Source organism: Margalitia sp. FSL K6-0131, assembly GCF_038008735.1.
GTDB lineage: Bacteria > Bacillota > Bacilli > Bacillales > Bacillaceae_C > Margalitia > Margalitia shackletonii.
Genome location: NZ_JBBOZS010000001.1, coordinates 5,192,425 through 5,209,596, shown reverse-complemented (window position 1 = coordinate 5,209,596; position 17,172 = coordinate 5,192,425). Strand labels below are relative to the sequence as shown.

Annotated in this window: 16 protein-coding genes; 12 read left to right on the top strand and 4 right to left on the bottom strand. The window is 33.6% G+C overall.

The window, feature by feature from the left end; genetic code table 11:
• The first annotated feature begins 18 nt into the window (after positions 1-18).
• The 3 genes from opp4A (at position 19) to NSQ59_RS25510 (ending at position 3,865) form a co-directional block, all read left to right on the top strand.
• Entirely contained in the window at positions 19-1,815 is a 1,797-nt protein-coding gene (opp4A, locus tag NSQ59_RS25520) for an oligopeptide ABC transporter substrate-binding protein (RefSeq protein WP_340833009.1), read from the top strand.
• A 144-nt stretch (positions 1,816-1,959) separates the two neighbouring features.
• Positions 1,960-2,445, top strand: coding sequence for a PH domain-containing protein (locus NSQ59_RS25515; protein ID WP_055741352.1), 486 nt, complete (start codon positions 1,960-1,962; stop codon positions 2,443-2,445).
• Positions 2,438-3,865: a PH domain-containing protein gene (locus NSQ59_RS25510; RefSeq protein ID WP_340833008.1), complete on the top strand. Its 1,428-nt coding sequence runs from the start codon at positions 2,438-2,440 to the stop codon at positions 3,863-3,865. The genes NSQ59_RS25515 and NSQ59_RS25510 overlap by 8 nt, the downstream gene beginning before the upstream one ends.
• A 12-nt stretch (positions 3,866-3,877) precedes the next feature.
• Here the strand turns inward: NSQ59_RS25510 and NSQ59_RS25505 are convergent, their stop codons facing one another.
• The gene (locus NSQ59_RS25505) at positions 3,878-4,366 is read right to left on the bottom strand and encodes a rhomboid family intramembrane serine protease (protein WP_340833203.1); all 489 of its coding nucleotides are present in this window, start codon (positions 4,364-4,366) and stop codon (positions 3,878-3,880) included.
• A 176-nt stretch (positions 4,367-4,542) separates the two neighbouring features.
• Between NSQ59_RS25505 and acpS the strand changes: the two genes are divergently transcribed.
• Together acpS and NSQ59_RS25495 are read left to right on the top strand one after the other, a co-directional pair.
• Positions 4,543-4,893 (top strand): holo-ACP synthase, encoded by a 351-nt coding sequence (gene acpS, locus NSQ59_RS25500; RefSeq protein ID WP_340833007.1) that lies wholly within the window; start codon positions 4,543-4,545, stop codon positions 4,891-4,893.
• A 214-nt stretch (positions 4,894-5,107) separates the two neighbouring features.
• Positions 5,108-6,121, top strand: a complete 1,014-nt coding sequence (locus NSQ59_RS25495; RefSeq protein ID WP_340833005.1) for a LolA family protein — start codon at positions 5,108-5,110, stop codon at positions 6,119-6,121.
• A gap of 424 nt (positions 6,122-6,545) precedes the next feature.
• On the opposite strand, the gene NSQ59_RS25490 is transcribed toward NSQ59_RS25495, so the two are convergent.
• The 3 genes from NSQ59_RS25490 to NSQ59_RS25480 form a co-directional block, all read right to left on the bottom strand.
• Positions 6,546-7,214, bottom strand: coding sequence for an ABC transporter ATP-binding protein (locus NSQ59_RS25490; RefSeq protein WP_126647568.1), 669 nt, complete (start codon positions 7,212-7,214; stop codon positions 6,546-6,548).
• Positions 7,215-7,558: 344 nt separating this feature from the next.
• Positions 7,559-7,723 (bottom strand): hypothetical protein, encoded by a 165-nt coding sequence (locus NSQ59_RS25485; protein ID WP_183101936.1) that lies wholly within the window; start codon positions 7,721-7,723, stop codon positions 7,559-7,561.
• A 47-nt stretch (positions 7,724-7,770) separates the two neighbouring features.
• Positions 7,771-8,316 (bottom strand): hypothetical protein, encoded by a 546-nt coding sequence (locus tag NSQ59_RS25480; RefSeq protein WP_126647567.1) that lies wholly within the window; start codon positions 8,314-8,316, stop codon positions 7,771-7,773.
• Positions 8,317-8,671: 355 nt separating this feature from the next.
• Between NSQ59_RS25480 and NSQ59_RS25475 the strand changes: the two genes are divergently transcribed.
• The 7 genes from NSQ59_RS25475 to ndoA all read left to right on the top strand — a co-directional run bounded on the left by NSQ59_RS25475 (position 8,672) and on the right by ndoA (position 17,147).
• Positions 8,672-10,480 (top strand): ATP-binding cassette domain-containing protein, encoded by a 1,809-nt coding sequence (locus NSQ59_RS25475; RefSeq protein ID WP_183101935.1) that lies wholly within the window; start codon positions 8,672-8,674, stop codon positions 10,478-10,480.
• Entirely contained in the window at positions 10,477-11,040 is a 564-nt protein-coding gene (locus NSQ59_RS25470) for a MauE/DoxX family redox-associated membrane protein (protein ID WP_126647565.1), read from the top strand. Before NSQ59_RS25475 ends, NSQ59_RS25470 begins: the two co-directional genes overlap by 4 nt.
• A 1-nt stretch (position 11,041) precedes the next feature.
• Positions 11,042-11,590, top strand: coding sequence for a TlpA family protein disulfide reductase (locus NSQ59_RS25465; protein ID WP_126647564.1), 549 nt, complete (start codon positions 11,042-11,044; stop codon positions 11,588-11,590).
• 74 nt (positions 11,591-11,664) lie between these two features.
• Complete coding sequence (locus NSQ59_RS25460; protein ID WP_340833004.1) at positions 11,665-14,379, top strand: ABC transporter permease; 2,715 nt, start codon at positions 11,665-11,667, stop codon at positions 14,377-14,379.
• 587 nt (positions 14,380-14,966) lie between these two features.
• Positions 14,967-16,121: an alanine racemase gene (gene alr / locus NSQ59_RS25455; RefSeq protein WP_340833003.1), complete on the top strand. Its 1,155-nt coding sequence runs from the start codon at positions 14,967-14,969 to the stop codon at positions 16,119-16,121.
• Positions 16,122-16,510: 389 nt separating this feature from the next.
• The gene (locus NSQ59_RS25450; protein ID WP_055741346.1) at positions 16,511-16,792 is read left to right on the top strand and encodes a CopG family ribbon-helix-helix protein; all 282 of its coding nucleotides are present in this window, start codon (positions 16,511-16,513) and stop codon (positions 16,790-16,792) included.
• A 4-nt stretch (positions 16,793-16,796) separates the two neighbouring features.
• Entirely contained in the window at positions 16,797-17,147 is a 351-nt protein-coding gene (gene ndoA, locus NSQ59_RS25445; RefSeq protein ID WP_055741345.1) for a type II toxin-antitoxin system endoribonuclease NdoA, read from the top strand.
• Positions 17,148-17,172: the final 25 nt, after the last annotated feature.

The window sequence follows — 17,172 nt, the reverse complement described above, 5'->3', positions numbered from 1 at the left end:
AAAGGGGGAAAAGTAAGGATGAAGAAGAAACATCTATTTAAGTTTTTCAGCCTCATCGTCGTCCTGGGACTACTGTTATCTGCTTGTAGCAGTTCGACGGGTGGAGGAAAGAAGAATGAAGGAAAGCCATCAAAGCCTGGTAAGGAAGTAGTGGATACTAGTAAATTTCCGTTGGAGGTAAAAAATAACAAGGATGCTATTCAAGACGGAACTTTGAATTATGCATTAGTTTCCAATACTCCGTTTGAAGGTACTTTGGACTATGCATTCTACACAGGATCTCCAGATTCCAAAGTATTACAATTCTTTTCAGAACCATTATTCTGGACAAATGAAGATTATGAATATACAAATGATGGTCCAGCAAGTTATACATTGTCAGACGATAAAAAAACGTTCACTGTAAAAATTAAAGATAACGTTAATTGGTCAGACGGAAAACCAGTTACTGCAGAAGATTATAAGTATTCTTTCTTAGTAATTGGAAGCAAGGACTATACTGGAGTACGTTATGGTGACGATCTAATCCAAAGCATCGTTGGTATGGATGACTACCATAAAGGAAAAGCAAAAGATATTTCCGGTATTAAGATCATTGATGAAAAAACAGTTTCTTTCACATTTACAAAAGCTAGCCCAGCATTACTAACTGGTTTCTGGCCATATGCAATGCCTAAGCATTACTTAGGTGATATTCCGATTAAAGATCTTGCAAAATCTGATAAAATTCATAAGACTCCAATTGGTTTCGGAGCATTCAAAATTAAAAAGATTGTTCCTGGAGAATCTGTTGAGTTTGAACGCAATGATGATTACTTTGCAGGTAAGCCGAAGCTAAAAACCATTATCTTAAAGGTAGTTAATCCTAAAGTTATTTTACAAGCACTTAAAAAGGGCGAAGTGGATATTGCAGATTTACCTGCAGATCAATACCCAGCTGCAAAAAATGCTAAAGCATTCCAATTCGTAGGTAAGATTGATTTAGCCTACAACTATATTGGCTTCAAGTTGGGTCATTGGGATGCGAAAAAAGGCGAAAACATCATGGATAATCCTAAATTTGCGGATAAGAAATTGCGCCAAGCGATGGCTGCTGCTATAGACTTTAAATCAGTAGGAGAAAAAATCTTCTATGGATTGAAATTCCCAGCTACTGGATTAATCCCACCATCATTCCCGACTTGGTATAATAAGGACTCAAATCCAGTAAAATTTGACCCTGAGCACGCGAAAAAATTATTGGATGAAGCAGGTTACAAGGATAAAGATGGTGACGGACTCCGTGAAGATCCAAACGGTAAGAAGTTCCACATTAATTTCTTAGCAATGAGTGGATCCGACACTGCGGAACCACTTGCAAAATACTATATTCAGTCTTGGAAAAATATTGGTTTAGATGTTTCTCTAGTAGATGGACGTTTAGCTGAATTCAACTCATTCTATAAAATGGTTCAAGAAGATGATCCAAAGGTTGATGTTTATGCAGGTGGATGGGGAACAGGTAGTGACGTAGATCCTTATGGATTATATGGTAGAAATGTACCATTTAACTATCCACACTTTGTAAGCGAGAAAAACGATCAATTGTTAGCTGATGGGCATTCTGAAAAAGCATTTGATAAAGATTACCGTAAGAAAGTGTACGATGAGTGGCAAACTTACATGAATGATGAATTACCTGTAATTCCAACATTATATAGTTATGCACTTAAGGCGGTTAATAACCGTGTGAAAGATTACTCACTTGATGTGATAAAAGGAAATACTACGTGGAGAGACGTATCTGTAACAAGCAACACTCCAGATGTAGAATAATAAATCGAAAAGGGATGGCCATACGTATAGGTCATCCCTTTTTATTATTATTATTAACATGTAAACTGAAACAAAATAGAATCGGCATTCGTAATATAATAAGTTTGTATCAGAAAAAAATATGGAAGCAATGGAGGTGGAAAGATGGATTTCCCAGTACCGCAAAAGAGAATTTCTAAAAGGGCATTACCAGTTTGGAGAATTTCAGGAATTATTTCTTCTCTAATCGTTATTGGTATATTAGCGACCATTCTATTTATTATTCATTTTTTCCTTAATCTTTCGGAATGGTGGTATGTGTTAGGAGTAATTGTTGCTGTACTTTATTTCATTTTAAAGGTGGTTGTTATTCCGAATATTAGATGGAAGATTTGGAGATACGAAGTGAGAGAAAAAGAAGTGGAGCTGCAGCATGGGGTTTTTGTCATTAGTCGTACCTTGATTCCGATGGTTAGGGTTCAACATGTGGACACAGTTCAAGGTCCGTTGCTAAGAAGATATCGTTTAGCTAGTTTATTAATTTCTACCGCTGCAACGGTTCATCATATACCTGCCATCGATATTGATGAAGCGGATCAGCTAAGACATTCCATTTCCTCTTTAGCAAAGGTGGACGAAGAAGATGTCTGAACGAAAGAGATTACATCCAATTACGTGCATAACAAATGTATTAAAGCAAATAAGAGGCATGATCATTCCTCTTATTGGGATATTTATGATTGGACATAAAAGCGATTCTGATGCGGACTGGATTTCCCTTATAACAACCGGTGTTGCTATAATTATTGTATTATTTTCCGGAATAGCAAAGTGGCTTAGGTTCACTTATAGAATTGAGGAAGGAGAACTACGTATTGAGTATGGACTCTTTGTAAAGAAGAAACGGTATATTCCATTAGAAAGAATTCAAAGCCTTAGTTTTTCTGAGGGGATTTTACATAGGCCATTTGGATTGGTAAAAGTAGTAGTGGAAACAGCCAGCTCTAATCTTCATGAAGCAGAAGCAGAACTGACAGCTATCAAAAGGTCGGATGCGGCTGATCTAGAGAAAAAGATAAATGCATCAAAAGGTAAACAGGAAATAATGGAAGAGGAAATGAAGGAAAAGGAAATACAACATTATCATATTACGTCTAAAGAATTACTTATTATGTCTGCTACCTCGGGTGGAATAGGGGTAATATTTTCCGCAATCCTTGCATTTCTATCGCAGTTGGATAATTTAATTCCGTACAAAAAATTATTTAATGAAGCTGGTGCTTTGATACAGGGCGGCATTTTCTTCGTTATAAGTATGATCTTTCTTGGACTTTTAATTGCATGGGTGATCTCCGTCCTCATTACTTTCTTAAAGTATAGCGATTTTACTGTATCAGAAATAGAGAAAGATATCATTATTTCAAGAGGACTGTTAGAAAAGAGAAAGATTACTATTCCTTTAAATCGCATTCAAGCAATCAGAGTATCTGAAAACCCAATTCGTGGTCTATTAGGATATACGTCTGTGTTCATTGAAAGTGCTGGAGGAAATGTAGAAGACAAGGAAAGGAGAAATATTTTATTATTGCCGATGGTAAAAAAAGAGTCATTCGCCGAGTTACTGCATCGTTTTTTAAAAGATTACCACTTTTCCGTGAAGTTTAAAAAACCTCCATTACAAGCAAGAGTGAACTATTTAATGAGAGAAATAATCAAGGTTGCTCCTATTATCGTGATACTAATTATTATTTTTAAGACTTACGGACTATTTAGTCTCTTCCTGTTACTATATCCGATTATCATCGGTCATTTTCGTTACCATTCATCGGGGTGGCATATTTATGAGCAGCAATTAACCTTAAGATATCGTGTCTTTCTAAAACATTCCATTTATATGAGAAAAAATCGGATTCAATCATTGGAAGCATCCTCAACATGGTTTCAAAAAAGGAAGCAATTATCATCTATCCATTCCACAGTGAAATCCACTGGTTTAGGCATGAAAACGAATGTCCGTTATTTATCCGAATCAGATGTGGAAAGTATTTTTAAATGGTATTTTCCGAAATAATACATGTATAAATCATTTGCTTTTTAAAAACAACCATCCGCATAATAGGCCGGTGAATAGACCCGCGGTATGAGCGGTTACGTTTATATCTGTTTCAAAAATGGTCATAAAAGCGGATATACCTAATATAAGCAATAGGATCACCTGATTTTGTTTAGAAACATAAAACTTTTTTTTCAAAACAAATAGAATAAAGCAGCCTAGGAGTCCGAATATAGCACCGCTCGACCCTGCATGTGTATATGTTAGTGGAAGAAAAATAAAAGTAGCAGAATTACCTGCTAATCCTGAAAGAAGATATAATAATGCAAATTTACATTTTCCTAGAATGCTTTCAATCAAAGGCCCCATGATTACAATGGATAATGTGTTGTAAAAAAAATGGGCAAAATTAAGATGTATGAACATAGGGGTCAATAGTCTCCATACATCTCCTTCAGATATATATAAATTAACTCCAACTAAATTTTTATAAAGAGATTGGTGTGGAATAAACGGCATTGACAATATGATATATAAACATAGATGAACCAATACAATGGAACATGTGATAGGGTAGGATTTTATAAATATGGAAAATGAACGGTTATATCGGGAATACATAAGCTTGCTCCTTTTCTAAAGGATTGTACAATATATGTATGCCATAGAAATGTGTGATAGAAGGGATTTTACATATGATAAAAGGAATAGGAATAGATATTGTAGAAATGGAAAGAGTTCAAAAAGTATGTGAAAGACAAGAGAGATTTTCGGAGAGGGTTCTTGTGGAAAGTGAGCTGCAAGTCTATAAAACATTAAATGGAAAGCGGAAAATAGAATTTTTAGCCGGTAGATTTGCTGCAAAAGAAGCTTATGCTAAGGCTAACGGAACAGGTTTTGGAAAAGAACTATCCTTTACAGATATTGAAATTTCCGTTGATCGAAACGGAAAGCCTTATATAACGAAACCAAAAGAGCTAGGGGTTCACCTTTCCATCACACATAGTGAACAATACGCGGTGGCACAAGTCATAATAGAAGAATAAATTTTTGTAGATCAAATTATAGAATTTTAAAGAGAGTTATACATCCTTTGCATATTCCTGAAGGTTGTCTCATATATTCATAGTGCGATAGGAGAGACAAGGCTCAGGAAAAAATAGCTTCAAAGTTCACTTCAAGCAGAACTTTTGGTTATCGATTAATTGAATGGCCTTTCTCTTCACCAACGAATAAATGAGTGATGAAGGGGTTGAAGGGATGAAGAAAAAGTTTTGGATACTTGCAGTGGTATTTGCAGCAATTCTTGCACTATCAGCTTGTGGATCCAAGTCGCAAGAGGATGTTGTCCAAGATTTAAATGGAAAGCTCGAAAAATTATCAGGATATAAGGCAACAGCAGAAATGACATTGAAAATGGGAACGGAACCGCAGAACTACGATATTGAAATTTGGCATAACAAACCGGATTATTATCGGGTTCAATTGAAAAACTCGAAAAAGGATCAAAGCCAAATGATTCTTCGTAACAATGACGGTGTGTTTGTATTAACTCCAACCTTAAACAAAAGCTATAAATTCCAAAGTGATTGGCCAAAAAATAGTAGCCAAGCCTATTTATATGAATCTTTAGTAAAAGATATTTTACAAGATAAAAGCGCGAAATTTAAGGTAACCAAAAATACGTATGTATTCGAAACAAAAACACGTTATCAAAATAATAAAATGCTTCCATATCAAGAAATTTCATTTGATAAAAGGACATTAACACCGAAAAGCGTGAAAGTAATGGATACAAATAAAAACACCTTAGTTTCCGTTAAATTTACAAAGGTACAATTTAATGCAAAGTTTGATAAAAATGCATTTGATACGAAAAAGAATTTAACGAGTGCTAGTTTTGAAAAAGCTCCAAAGGATGTAAAGGTAAGTGGCACAGAATTCTCAGTTAAATATCCGGAAGCTAAAGTTGGTAAGCTGTATGAGGAAAAACAAATAAATACAGCAAATGGCAAACGAGTTATTATAACTTATACAGGTGATAAACCATTTACATTGATACAAGAAAAGGCAACTGTATCTTCTAACAAAGCAATGGAAGTCACTTCAATGAGTGGAGATATGGTGGATTTAGGATTTGTTGTTGGAGAAATTACGAAAAACTCCATATCTTGGACTCAAGATGGAGTTAATTACATGATTGCTTCCAATAAATTATCCCAGGATGAAATGATTGAAATTGCAGAATCAGTACAAGGACAGCCGGTTAAATAAATATTAAAGGCAGGTTACTTTGGTAACCTGCTTGTTTATATGTAAGAAGTTCCCTATAGTTTATTGTTCCTCTTATATTTCCATGTTAACCCTAGCATTTGAGTGGTGTGGATTTCTCCCCAAATATTGCATGGGAAAATGACAATGATCATCATATAGATTAAAACATATATCAAAAGATTGTACATTGAAGAATTTCAATTTGTTTAGAAAATAATTATAACTTTTTATCGTTATTGTATCTGCACTATGTTTAAGAAAAAAATATCCTAAGAAAAAATTTATACTTAGGAAAATAATCTTAAGTTAAATGGTTTGTTCTTGTATTAAACAAGTGATTTTTGAACCTAGTAAGTTTTCTTAATAATAAAGGAGGCTGTATATATAATAACTCATTACAATTTTATTAAATTGTGCAAATATCTCAAATAATGATGCCATCCTTTAACTCAACAATACGATCCGTTTTCTCGGCAAGTCTACTATCATGAGTAACGAAAACAATACCAACTTCTTTTTCAGTATTTAAACGTCTTAGTAAATTAAAAACTAGATTACCACTTTCCGTATCAAGATTACCTGTTGGTTCGTCAGCAAGAATCCAATCCGGATGGTGAACAATCGCTCTTGCAATTGCAACACGCTGTTGTTGGCCACCAGAAAGTTGGGACGGTAAGGCATTAAGTTTTTCACCTAATCCTACCTCATATAAGATCTCCTCGGCACGTTTCTTTTTATTATAAGAAACATTTCTAGCTAATAATGGTACCATTACATTTTCCAATGCAGTTAAAGTAGGTAATAGATGAAATTGTTGGAATATGAAACCGATTTTTTCGAAACGGATATCCGATAGCGATTTATTATTCAGGTTTGTAATTTCCTTTTCATCGTAAAAGATCTTTCCATCAGAAGGCTTATCTAGGGTTCCAATTAAACTTAATAATGTGGACTTTCCGGAACCTGAAGATCCGATGATGGAAGTAAAAATTCCCTTTTGCAGTGAAAGAGTAATATTGTTCAAAGCTTTTGTGATGACTCCATCCCCTTTAAAATCCTTTGATACACCTTTCAATTGTATCGTTTTACTCATTACTTCTTCATCCTTTATTTTTATTTTCACATTTTTTTATGTAAATTTGTATTGTTTGAAAGCTAGCCTCATATCATTCATCTTACCATAATAATTATTTTTAATATTTCATTTATTAAGAGTATTATTGCCACTCTACTATGAATATTTAATATTCAATTTTGATGAGAACCTCAGGCATTAATGGATGTACTACAAGTATATAAGTGGAAAAAGAAGGTATATTTGTGAAACAAGAATAAGGAAAAGAACCTTACAAAGTATAAAAAGATGAATATCTTATTATACAAAAGTAAGGCTCTTTTTCAATGATGTTCAATTTACCACTGTTACTACACAGTGATTTAGCATGAACAGCTTACAGGCTTGTCTGAACAGACATCACCAGAGTCATCTACAATTTTGTAATTATACCAGTACGAATTGGTACCACAAGCATGTTTAGTACAATAATAGTAACCACTGTAATGATTAGGATCCCCACAAATTGGGTATGGAGCAGTACTCATTTTTATCACCTCCTTTAATGGTAAAAACCACCAAATCGAATTTGTTGCTAAGCTGAAATAGGATTTTGGAATATAAGAATAGGGATTGGGGTAATATTTTTTATAGTAAACTTACTATCTATTAACACAAATGCAGGCAAAAACATAATTTTATACTTATCAAATGTACTGTACTCTGTTAAATAAATATTCAGATTACCATCGTATAAATCCAACATTTTTTTTGCGCTATTTATTTGGGAGTTTTCGATTAAAATAACGTAATTTATCTTAGAGTGGTTGTGTACTTTATTTAAAAAAATTTCAAGATTATTATTACAATGAATGCACCCAGTATCAACAAAGATTAAGACAGTATCATCTTCTACAATTTGTTCGAGGCTTTTTTTTTCGCCAGTTTTAAGAGAAGTAGCAAAAAAATTAGGAGCTTTTTTTTCTATAATATTTATGGGATTTACAATATCTAATTCATTGTTATGTATTTTATCATCTGATTGATTTGGTAATTTCACTAGTGTTTTATAATTTGCAAATAAATAAATAATAGAGATAGTTAAAAGAAATAAAGTGGAACTTTCAAAAAGAATCATCATGGTATTATAATCCCTCCAACTAATCAAGGAAATATTACATTAAATGTATTTAAAGTGTTTACATTCCCATATTTTTCTTTTATTATAAATAATAGGTAAGAATATTGTCAATGTTTTTTACATTTTGAATTATAGGATAATACTTATATTTTTTACAAATCAATTCTGGGTCTATTTCTAGTGTTATAAGTTCTTTTTCTATTAGCACCATTCGATAATTTCAAAGCTAGAACCAATAATATCCTGTTACCCTTCTCTCATTAAAAAAGGAAGGGAATTTATCAATGGATTTTCAATTTCCGTGGAGTATGGTCGAAACGTTTTTCGCTTCATAAATATAATGGAGGAAGAAGCTATGAAAAAAATAACAGGAGTAATAGGATGTATACTATACAGCAATAATCTCTTATGGAAATCCTGTAAAGGATCTTACACATCTATAGTTCTCTATAAGGTGATATTAGGGATTTTACCTATAGTACTAATTTGGACAACCCAGGAATTGGTAAACAATATAGTTACATTAGTTAAGGGAAAGGGTGCTTTTTCATTTGTATTAATTCTTTTTCTTGCACAAGTAGGGATTATGTTTATTACCTATTGGTTGCAACAACTTTATCAATTAGAAAGTAAAAAAATAGAGCTATTTTTTGGTGAGACTATTAGTGAAGTAATTTTTGAAAAACTTCAGCGGATTTCTTATATAAACTTTGAAAGTTCAGAGTTCCAAAATAAACTTCATCGGATTGAAACAGCGAAAACACAAATAATTAAAATGACAAATGATAGTCTCGAATTCATTAAAAGTTTTATTTCTTGGGTTGGTATTTTAGTATTTCTTATATCCATCAGTTGGTGGTTTGTTCCGATATTAATAGTAGGTTCTATACCGCTGATTGTTATTGATTTAAAATTCGGAAATCGAAGATATCAGTTAATGGCGTATTTAACCCCTTATGGTAGAAAAGAATCATATATACACGAATTATTATCTAGAAGGGAGTCTTTAAAGGAAATTCGTCTTTATGGAGCAGAAAAGCTGATGGTGAAAAAGTGGAAACAATATTTTTGGAAAAATGGTAAAGAAAATTTAAAATTATTGAAAAGCCAAATAAAGTGGTTGATGCTAACTCAATCATTTTTTATTTTTACATATGGTATATCCGGTATTCTTGTAATTTACTTAATTCATATTAGAGTAATTTTAATTGGTAGTTTAGTAGCTGTTTTGCAGGCGATACAGAATATGCAAGGTGGGTTATACTCCATATCTCATTCTATCTCTGGATTGTATGAATCAAGTTTTCAAATAAATGAATTGCGTTCCTTTTTAGATATGCATGAGGATAATCGTTACATTAATAGAAGAAGCATTTCAGATTTTAATAGTCTTGAAGTTAAGGGGTTAACATTTACTTACCCGGATGCAACTTCACCATCAATAAAACGAATAAATTTAAATATAAACTCCGGAGATAAAATAGTAATTGTAGGAACTAATGGTTCGGGTAAAAGCACGTTAATTAAATGTTTATCTGGATTATATGAAACAAAACATTCATTAACAGTAAACGGGTTTCCTATTGAAGAGATCAATATAAAATCCTATCAAAAAAATATATCGGTTTTATTCCAGGATTTTATTAAATACGAGTTCACTGCTGAAGAGAATATTAGCTTAGGGAAGGAAAATCAGTCTTACAACCAAAAAAATATAAGGGAAGCAGCCTTAAAGGTAGGTATTCATTCTGCTCTTATGGAGTTACCAAATCAGTATGATACTCAACTCGGGAAATTATTTGGACAGGGCTTCGATCTTTCAGGAGGGCAGTGGCAAAGAATTGCTTTAGCACGGTCTATTTTTCGTAATAGTAATCTAATTATTCTAGATGAACCGACAGCTTCTCTCGATCCAAAAAGTGAGGTGGAGATTATTGAGGAACTGTTTAGGACTTTTGAAGATAAATCAATTGTATTAATTACCCATAGACTGGGGGTTGCTCAATTGGCTGATAAAATCTTAGTAATGAAAGAAGGTGAGATTATTGAGCAAGGAACTCATAATGAGCTTCTTAATTTAGGAGGAGAGTATAAGAGGTTATTTGATTCACACGAAAAGCTTAGTCAAATGAAATTGAAGTTGGAAGGGGAGCTTATTGGATGAAATTTCTATTAGTTTTCTTTATGGAATTATTGGCCATACTGTTTTTCTTAACTGCGATTGATAAACTGAAGCATTGGCATAATCATATAGGTAATATGAAATCTTATAGAATAATTCATGGTTCTCTAATAAAACCGTTGTTATTCCTTTTTTTGATAGGGGAGTTATTTATTAGTATTTCCCTAGTTGTCACCGGTATAACACTTTATAATTCTATTATTTTCTATACCTTACTTTTCACATACACCAGTGCTGTATTAATAAACTTGGTAAGAGGTAATCAGCAAATTTCTTGTGGATGTGGTAGCGTTTTAGATAGTGAACAACTAAGTTCTATTCTTATATATAGGAATATATTAATTATGCTTATTTTTACGTTTCTTATTTACCATAATGAGAAGAATGTTTTTTATCACGTAGCTTATTTTGAAAGTATAGTTATTGGCATGTTTGCTCTTAGTACATTACTTGTTTATGGAGTTATTAAGGAATACAAAGCGCATCTATCACTTATTCATAAATTGTTAAGTAAAATTTCCGAAAATAAGGGAGGAATTTAAAATGGAATGGAATTCTTTTATACTTTTGGCAGTTCTTATATTATTGGTTGCTGAACTGGGTGTTTTATATTATTTTGTTAAGTTTAATAAAAATTTTTTAAAACAAATTAAAAGTGTTAATGGATTAGAATTTGCAACTCTACATATAGGACAAATGGCACCATTATTTAGGACATTTGATGAAAATGGAAATAAAGTTATCTCAAAGCATCTATTTAATGAAAAACATACAGTTTTATTATTTATTAGTACGCATTGTCCAAAATGTAAAGCCCTTTTACAGCAAATAGAAAATGCGATTCCAAAATACGATATAAACTTTGTAATAATTAATAGTGATGAAAATGCCGAAGACTCACATATAAAATCCTTACTCAAGGGTAAATTTACATACGTACGGTCCTCCCAAATATCCCAATTATATTTTATCCAAAATGTCCCTTATGCTGTTGTTATTGATAATGATGGAAAAGTGGAATTAAGTAGTTATTTGTCGAATATTAACAGTCTTTATAATTTACTTATAAATCAAAAGCCTTTAGCTGTTTAACCTCTTATAATTATTTGGAAGGCCGGTGTAAATATGAGTCTTATAAAAAATACTCAGAATAGAGCGATTGAAAAATGATTCGATTTATCTGGAATAATTGGTGGCGACATAGGGAAAGGTTTATTTTATTGATTGTTGGTGCCTTAATTATCGGTTCCGGATTAAGCTATCTAGTTGGTTTATCACAATCAAATAAGGGAACCGTGGTAAAAGAATTAGAAAGGCATTGGACTTCATCTTATGATATTGTAGTTCGTCCAATGGGTACTAGAAGTTCAACTGAAACAGACAATCTCATGGAACCAAACTATTTAAGTGGATTACAAGGGGGTATTAGTTTAGATCAATATAAAACAATTCAAAAAATTGAGGGGGTGAGAGTTGCTGCCCCTATTTCCATGATTGGTTATGCCTATATTATTGTTAATTTTCCTAAGATAAAAATAAAAGGAAATGGGTTATACCGTTTACAAGAAAAAAGTGTGACGGATATAGGATCGAGTAAATATGTTGAGACGAATAATTTTTATTTCCCTAATAATACCTGGAGTGCATATAATAAGGACCCTGATTATGGTGTAGGTGTATTTGAAGGAGATTTAAATACTACTGCGCGGGTCTTGTTAGCTGGTATAGATCCTGTACAAGAGGCAAAGCTTGTTGGCCTAGATAAAGCAACATTAAATATTGGTGAAAGTCGTTATTTTAACTCAAATGATAAAAGTTATAGTGAACTAGTATCCCCGGCCCCGAACTTAGAACCAAAAAAAGAGACTTATTTACCGGTTTTCATAAGTAGCACGCCTTGGGTAGATAAATCAATAAACTTTACGATACAACGCCTTGATTTACCATTTAATAATTCTAATCAGGCGGATAAAACGATGGAAATGGTTAAAAATCAAGGTGGGAGAAAATACTTGGATTCAGTTCCTGTAGCCAGATCTGGTAAAGAGTATAATTATTCCTTTTCCTTTAAAAAAACATATGAAAAAATGATTGAACAGGTAACAGGGGTTAATCCAAATACAGGAAAACCTTCTTTGACCGTTGTGAATAATATAATAGATCAAGGCATTTCTATTTCTCAAAAACCAAGTCCACTAGACTATCAAAAAGCCACAAGCCCATTTTCAAACAGGTGGCCAATTAGCTACAATCTTAGGATTCCGGAGAATAGCAAGGAGGGCTACAATTTATTTCGCCCTACTGTATTATTTAGTGAAAACTCGTATAAGTGGCCACAGTTATTTCCTAAATTAATCGGATTTTACGATCCAGAGAGGTTAAAGGTTCCAAAAGATCCATTAACACAACTACCCATGGAAACATATCGTCCGGCTTCCGCCAAGCTTGTATTGGATAACAAGCGTGAGCCTGTGAATCCGCCAATTTCGATTAAACCGACGGATGAAGCATATGATTTGTTGACTCAGCCGCCAGCAATGTTAACTACAATAGAAGCCGCTTCCGAGATTCTCGGTAAAAAGCCTATTTCAGCGATTCGAATCAAAGTAGATGGTGTAGAACATATAAGTAAGCAGAGTCAACAAAAACTTGAAAGGATTGCGCATGAAATACGTGAAAAGACGGGTCTAATTACGGATATCACACTTGGTTCCTCCCCGCAATCAGTTCTCACGCATGTCCCTGCCTCCGGGAAGGAGAAGGCACTCGGATGGATTGAACAGCCTTGGATAAATATTGGATCATCTTTTACGATTTTTCAACAAACACAATTGGGGTTTTCTAGCATTATTGCAAGTGTGATGGTTGTAGCTATCGTGTACGTACTCGCATCGAATTTAGTTTCATTATTTGCAAGACGAAAGGAATTTGCTGTTTTACTATCAGTAGGTTGGCGTCCTAATCAATTGGCGAAGCTTTTATTTATCGAAGCAACCTTTCTAGGCTCCTTTGTTGCCATCATTACCTGGTTTATTCTTGGTTTGGTACTTTCAGTAAAGGGAACGGAAATTTCTCCAACTCGATTTATTCTTTCAGGTTTATTCGGATTAGTCATTTACTGGCTTGGTGCAATTGGTCCGGCATTGCTTACAAAAAAAATACGACCTTACGAGGCAATGCGAACAGGAGAAATTGCTGGTGTTGCTTATAGATTCTTACGGACTAGAGGCAGGATGACTATGGCTATAAATCATTTTATAGGTAAATGGAAACGGGGAGTTCTATCGATAATTGCCATGGCGTTACCAACTGCATTATTAAGTCTCTTTCTATTTATTACCTTTAAGTTGAAAGGAACAATGTTCACATCTTGGCTCGGACAATATGTTGCAGTGGAAGTTGGCGCATCACATTTTATTGCGATGGCAGTAGCGTTTGTCATTGCAATCTTAACAACTGCGGAAATAATGTGGCAAAATATCATGGAAAGGCAGCCAGAAATAGCTTTATTGAAATCGGTTGGTTGGCGAAACAATCATGTTCGAATGTTAATTTTATGGGAAGGAATTTTAAGTGGAATCATAGCTGGTATTATAGGCTTATTAGTTTCAATTTTAATCATAGGAGTCTTATATAAACAATTTCCAACTAATCATCTATGGTTTATTGTTACAACAGGTGTTATTCCGGTTGTTGCAGGAGTGTTTGGGGCCGTCCCACCTGCGGAAAAGGCTGTTCGTATTCAGCCAGCACAGGCAATATCTACATCTTATTCGAATCAAGGCAAAACGGAAAAACTATTAAAGTGGAGTATGGGAATACTGATTTTTGTGCTCTTATCAGGATTAGTATTTGTAGTTATAAGGTTAATTAATCATTAATTAAAATCCATTTCCAAACTTGTGCCTAATTAATCCAACTATTCCACAACTACAGTATAGTAACTTAAAAAAATTATTTAACAAACAAGGTAATTGGGATCTTTTTTTATTAATAGAAAATATAAAATAACCGCCCTTAAAATGGGCGGTTTTAATTTCAACTTGTGTCTTTCAAAGCTTCTAGAATAGATAAAAATTCCATCGCTTCTTATATTATTTCTTCATTTGTGCCAATTTCTCCAAGCGAATATCTTCAATAACAATATCCTCTAAAGAATGGGAAATAGGTTCAATTTTATTACTTACCTAAATGATTATGATAACAAGTCGATTTATTTCAATCTAAATATATTTTCTTCATACTAACGTATAAATAATTCGGAGATTATTTAGATTTTCATACGGATTGTTGAGGAAAAGTAAACGCTAGTTGATTTAGTTTAGAGGAACACCCAAACCCTGAAGAAATAAAACATTATATTCCACTTTACTGCTCTATAAAGGTATTCTAAATTTGACAATTAACAAATGAAGATAAATAATCAAAGCTATTATTACTTATACATTTGTCAGGGATGTGTTTTTAGATGAATTCACCATTTTATCGTGATACTTGGGCGGAGATACAGTTAGATTATTTAAAGGAAAATGTGCTGTCTGTAAGAGAACATTTACCAAAGGACGTCGAAATATTTGCTGTTGTAAAGGCTAATGGATATGGACATGGAGATGTACAAGTTGCGAAGGCCGCATTGGAGGCAGGTGCTCACGGTTTGGCAGTGGCTTTTTTAGATGAAGCGTTGGTTCTCAGAAAAAATGGAATTGATGTCCCAGTTCTTGTATTGGGAGCTACTCGTCCTGAAGATGCAATTATAGCTGTAAAAAATAAAATTTCACTAACTGTTTTTCAAAAGGAATGGCTGGAAAAAGCTATGTTAACATTAGGTAATGACATGCTTTCTGTTCATGTGAAATGTGATACAGGCATGGGCAGAATAGGAATAAGAAACAGAAGTGAACTAAAGGACATCGTAAATGTTATCGAAAATAGCCATAATCTTATATTCGAAGGGATTTTTACTCATTTCGCAACGGCTGATGAGCTAAATACGGATTATTATGAAACACAATTACATCGATTTATGGAAATGGTCAACGCTTTGGATATAAAACCGCGTTATATTCATTGTGCAAATAGTGCTGCAACCTTGCGTTTTCCTCAATCAGGGTTTAATGCCGTTCGATTAGGTATAGCTATGTATGGCTTATCCCCTTCGGATGAAATGAAAAATCTAGTTCCTTTTCCATTAAAAGAGGTTTTTTCTCTGCATACAAAGATTGTCCATGTGAAAAGGCTGTCCCCAGGTGAGAGTATTAGCTATGGTGCAACCTATCAGACAAAAGAAGAGGAGTGGATAGCAACTCTTCCAATTGGATATGCTGATGGGTGGATTCGAAAATTACAAGGGCAAGTTGTTTTAGTGGAAGGAAAAGAAGCTCCTATAGTCGGTAGAATATGTATGGATCAATGTATGATTAGGCTCCCATACTATATGCCTGTTGGAACGAATGTTACATTAATAGGAGAACAAGAGGGTCATTTTATTTCCATAAATGACATTGCTCATAAATTGGAAACGATAAACTATGAGATTCCGTGTACTATATCTAAAAGAGTTCCGAGAGTTTATATAAAAAACGGCGAAGTAGCTGAAATTAGAAATGGATTATTAGACTCCTGAAAAATATTGTTGATGTTAAAGTTATATTAGGTGATTTCGATTGACTTATAGCCTTATGTGTTTACGTGAACGGGTTTTATTTGGGGTGAATGACTTTAGTGAATGTGTATGCAAAAGACGGTATGAATGTTAACTAAACGATATAACCAGACAAATTTTAAAATTAAATGCTATTAAAAAACATTTTGGAGATACTGTTAAATGGTATAGTATTTTCAAGGAAAATATGGATTTGAATGATGCACAGCCTATATATATGCATAAATGGTTGATTTTTTTGCCGATAATAGAGAGGAATGACTAATTAGTCTTTGCATATAGTTAATTTGGTGGTATTATTAAATTGGTATTTAAGAATCGGTGTGTAGTGATTGGTGGAGGTGTCGTTTGTGTCTGAATCCAGCGCAACAACAGAAATATTAATTAGATTACCGCAACAGCTATTATCAGAACTTGATGGATTTGCTGAACAAGAAAATGTGAATCGTAATGAGTTTATTTATCGTGCTACAAAAATGTATCTTCGTGAAAGAAGAAAACGTCAAATTCGTGAATCCATGAGACGTGGCTATATGGAAATGGCTAAAATAAATTTAGCGATAGCATCGGAAGCGATTCAGGCAGAATACGAAGCAGAACATACAGTAGAACGCTTGGTTAGCGGGGGTTAGTCCTTTGATTGTTAAGCGTGGTGACGTGTACTTTGCTGACCTTTCCCCAGTGGTTGGATCGGAACAAGGTGGAGTCCGACCGGTACTAGTTATACAAAATGATATTGGGAATAGGTTTAGTCCGACTGTAATTGTTGCTGCTATTACAGCGCAAATCCAAAAAGCAAAACTGCCTACACATGTTGAAATTGATGCAAAGCGTTACGGCTTTGAACGCGATTCTGTTATTTTGCTTGAACAAATTCGCACAATTGACAAACAACGCTTAACGGACAAAATCACGCATCTTGACGAAGAAATGATGGAAAAAGTAGATGATGCCTTGCAAATAAGCTTAGGACTCATAGAATTTTAAACGTCTCTCCAAAGAGAGCGTTTTT

What these genes read in the sequence shown, in the direction of transcription:
- opp4A (WP_340833009.1), top strand. Translation starts at nt 19, where the DNA reads ATGAAGAAGAAACATCTATTTAAGTTTTTCAGCCTCATCGTCGTCCTG.
- NSQ59_RS25515 (WP_055741352.1), top strand. Translation starts at nt 1,960, where the DNA reads ATGGATTTCCCAGTACCGCAAAAGAGAATTTCTAAAAGGGCATTACCA.
- NSQ59_RS25510 (WP_340833008.1), top strand. Translation starts at nt 2,438, where the DNA reads ATGTCTGAACGAAAGAGATTACATCCAATTACGTGCATAACAAATGTA.
- NSQ59_RS25505 (WP_340833203.1), bottom strand. Translation starts at nt 4,366, where the DNA reads ATGCCGTTTATTCCACACCAATCTCTTTATAAAAATTTAGTTGGAGTT.
- acpS (WP_340833007.1), top strand. Translation starts at nt 4,543, where the DNA reads ATGATAAAAGGAATAGGAATAGATATTGTAGAAATGGAAAGAGTTCAA.
- NSQ59_RS25495 (WP_340833005.1), top strand. Translation starts at nt 5,108, where the DNA reads ATGAAGAAAAAGTTTTGGATACTTGCAGTGGTATTTGCAGCAATTCTT.
- NSQ59_RS25490 (WP_126647568.1), bottom strand. Translation starts at nt 7,214, where the DNA reads ATGAGTAAAACGATACAATTGAAAGGTGTATCAAAGGATTTTAAAGGG.
- NSQ59_RS25485 (WP_183101936.1), bottom strand. Translation starts at nt 7,723, where the DNA reads ATGAGTACTGCTCCATACCCAATTTGTGGGGATCCTAATCATTACAGT.
- NSQ59_RS25480 (WP_126647567.1), bottom strand. Translation starts at nt 8,316, where the DNA reads ATGATGATTCTTTTTGAAAGTTCCACTTTATTTCTTTTAACTATCTCT.
- NSQ59_RS25475 (WP_183101935.1), top strand. Translation starts at nt 8,672, where the DNA reads ATGAAAAAAATAACAGGAGTAATAGGATGTATACTATACAGCAATAAT.
- NSQ59_RS25470 (WP_126647565.1), top strand. Translation starts at nt 10,477, where the DNA reads ATGAAATTTCTATTAGTTTTCTTTATGGAATTATTGGCCATACTGTTT.
- NSQ59_RS25465 (WP_126647564.1), top strand. Translation starts at nt 11,042, where the DNA reads ATGGAATGGAATTCTTTTATACTTTTGGCAGTTCTTATATTATTGGTT.
- NSQ59_RS25460 (WP_340833004.1), top strand. Translation starts at nt 11,665, where the DNA reads ATGATTCGATTTATCTGGAATAATTGGTGGCGACATAGGGAAAGGTTT.
- alr (WP_340833003.1), top strand. Translation starts at nt 14,967, where the DNA reads ATGAATTCACCATTTTATCGTGATACTTGGGCGGAGATACAGTTAGAT.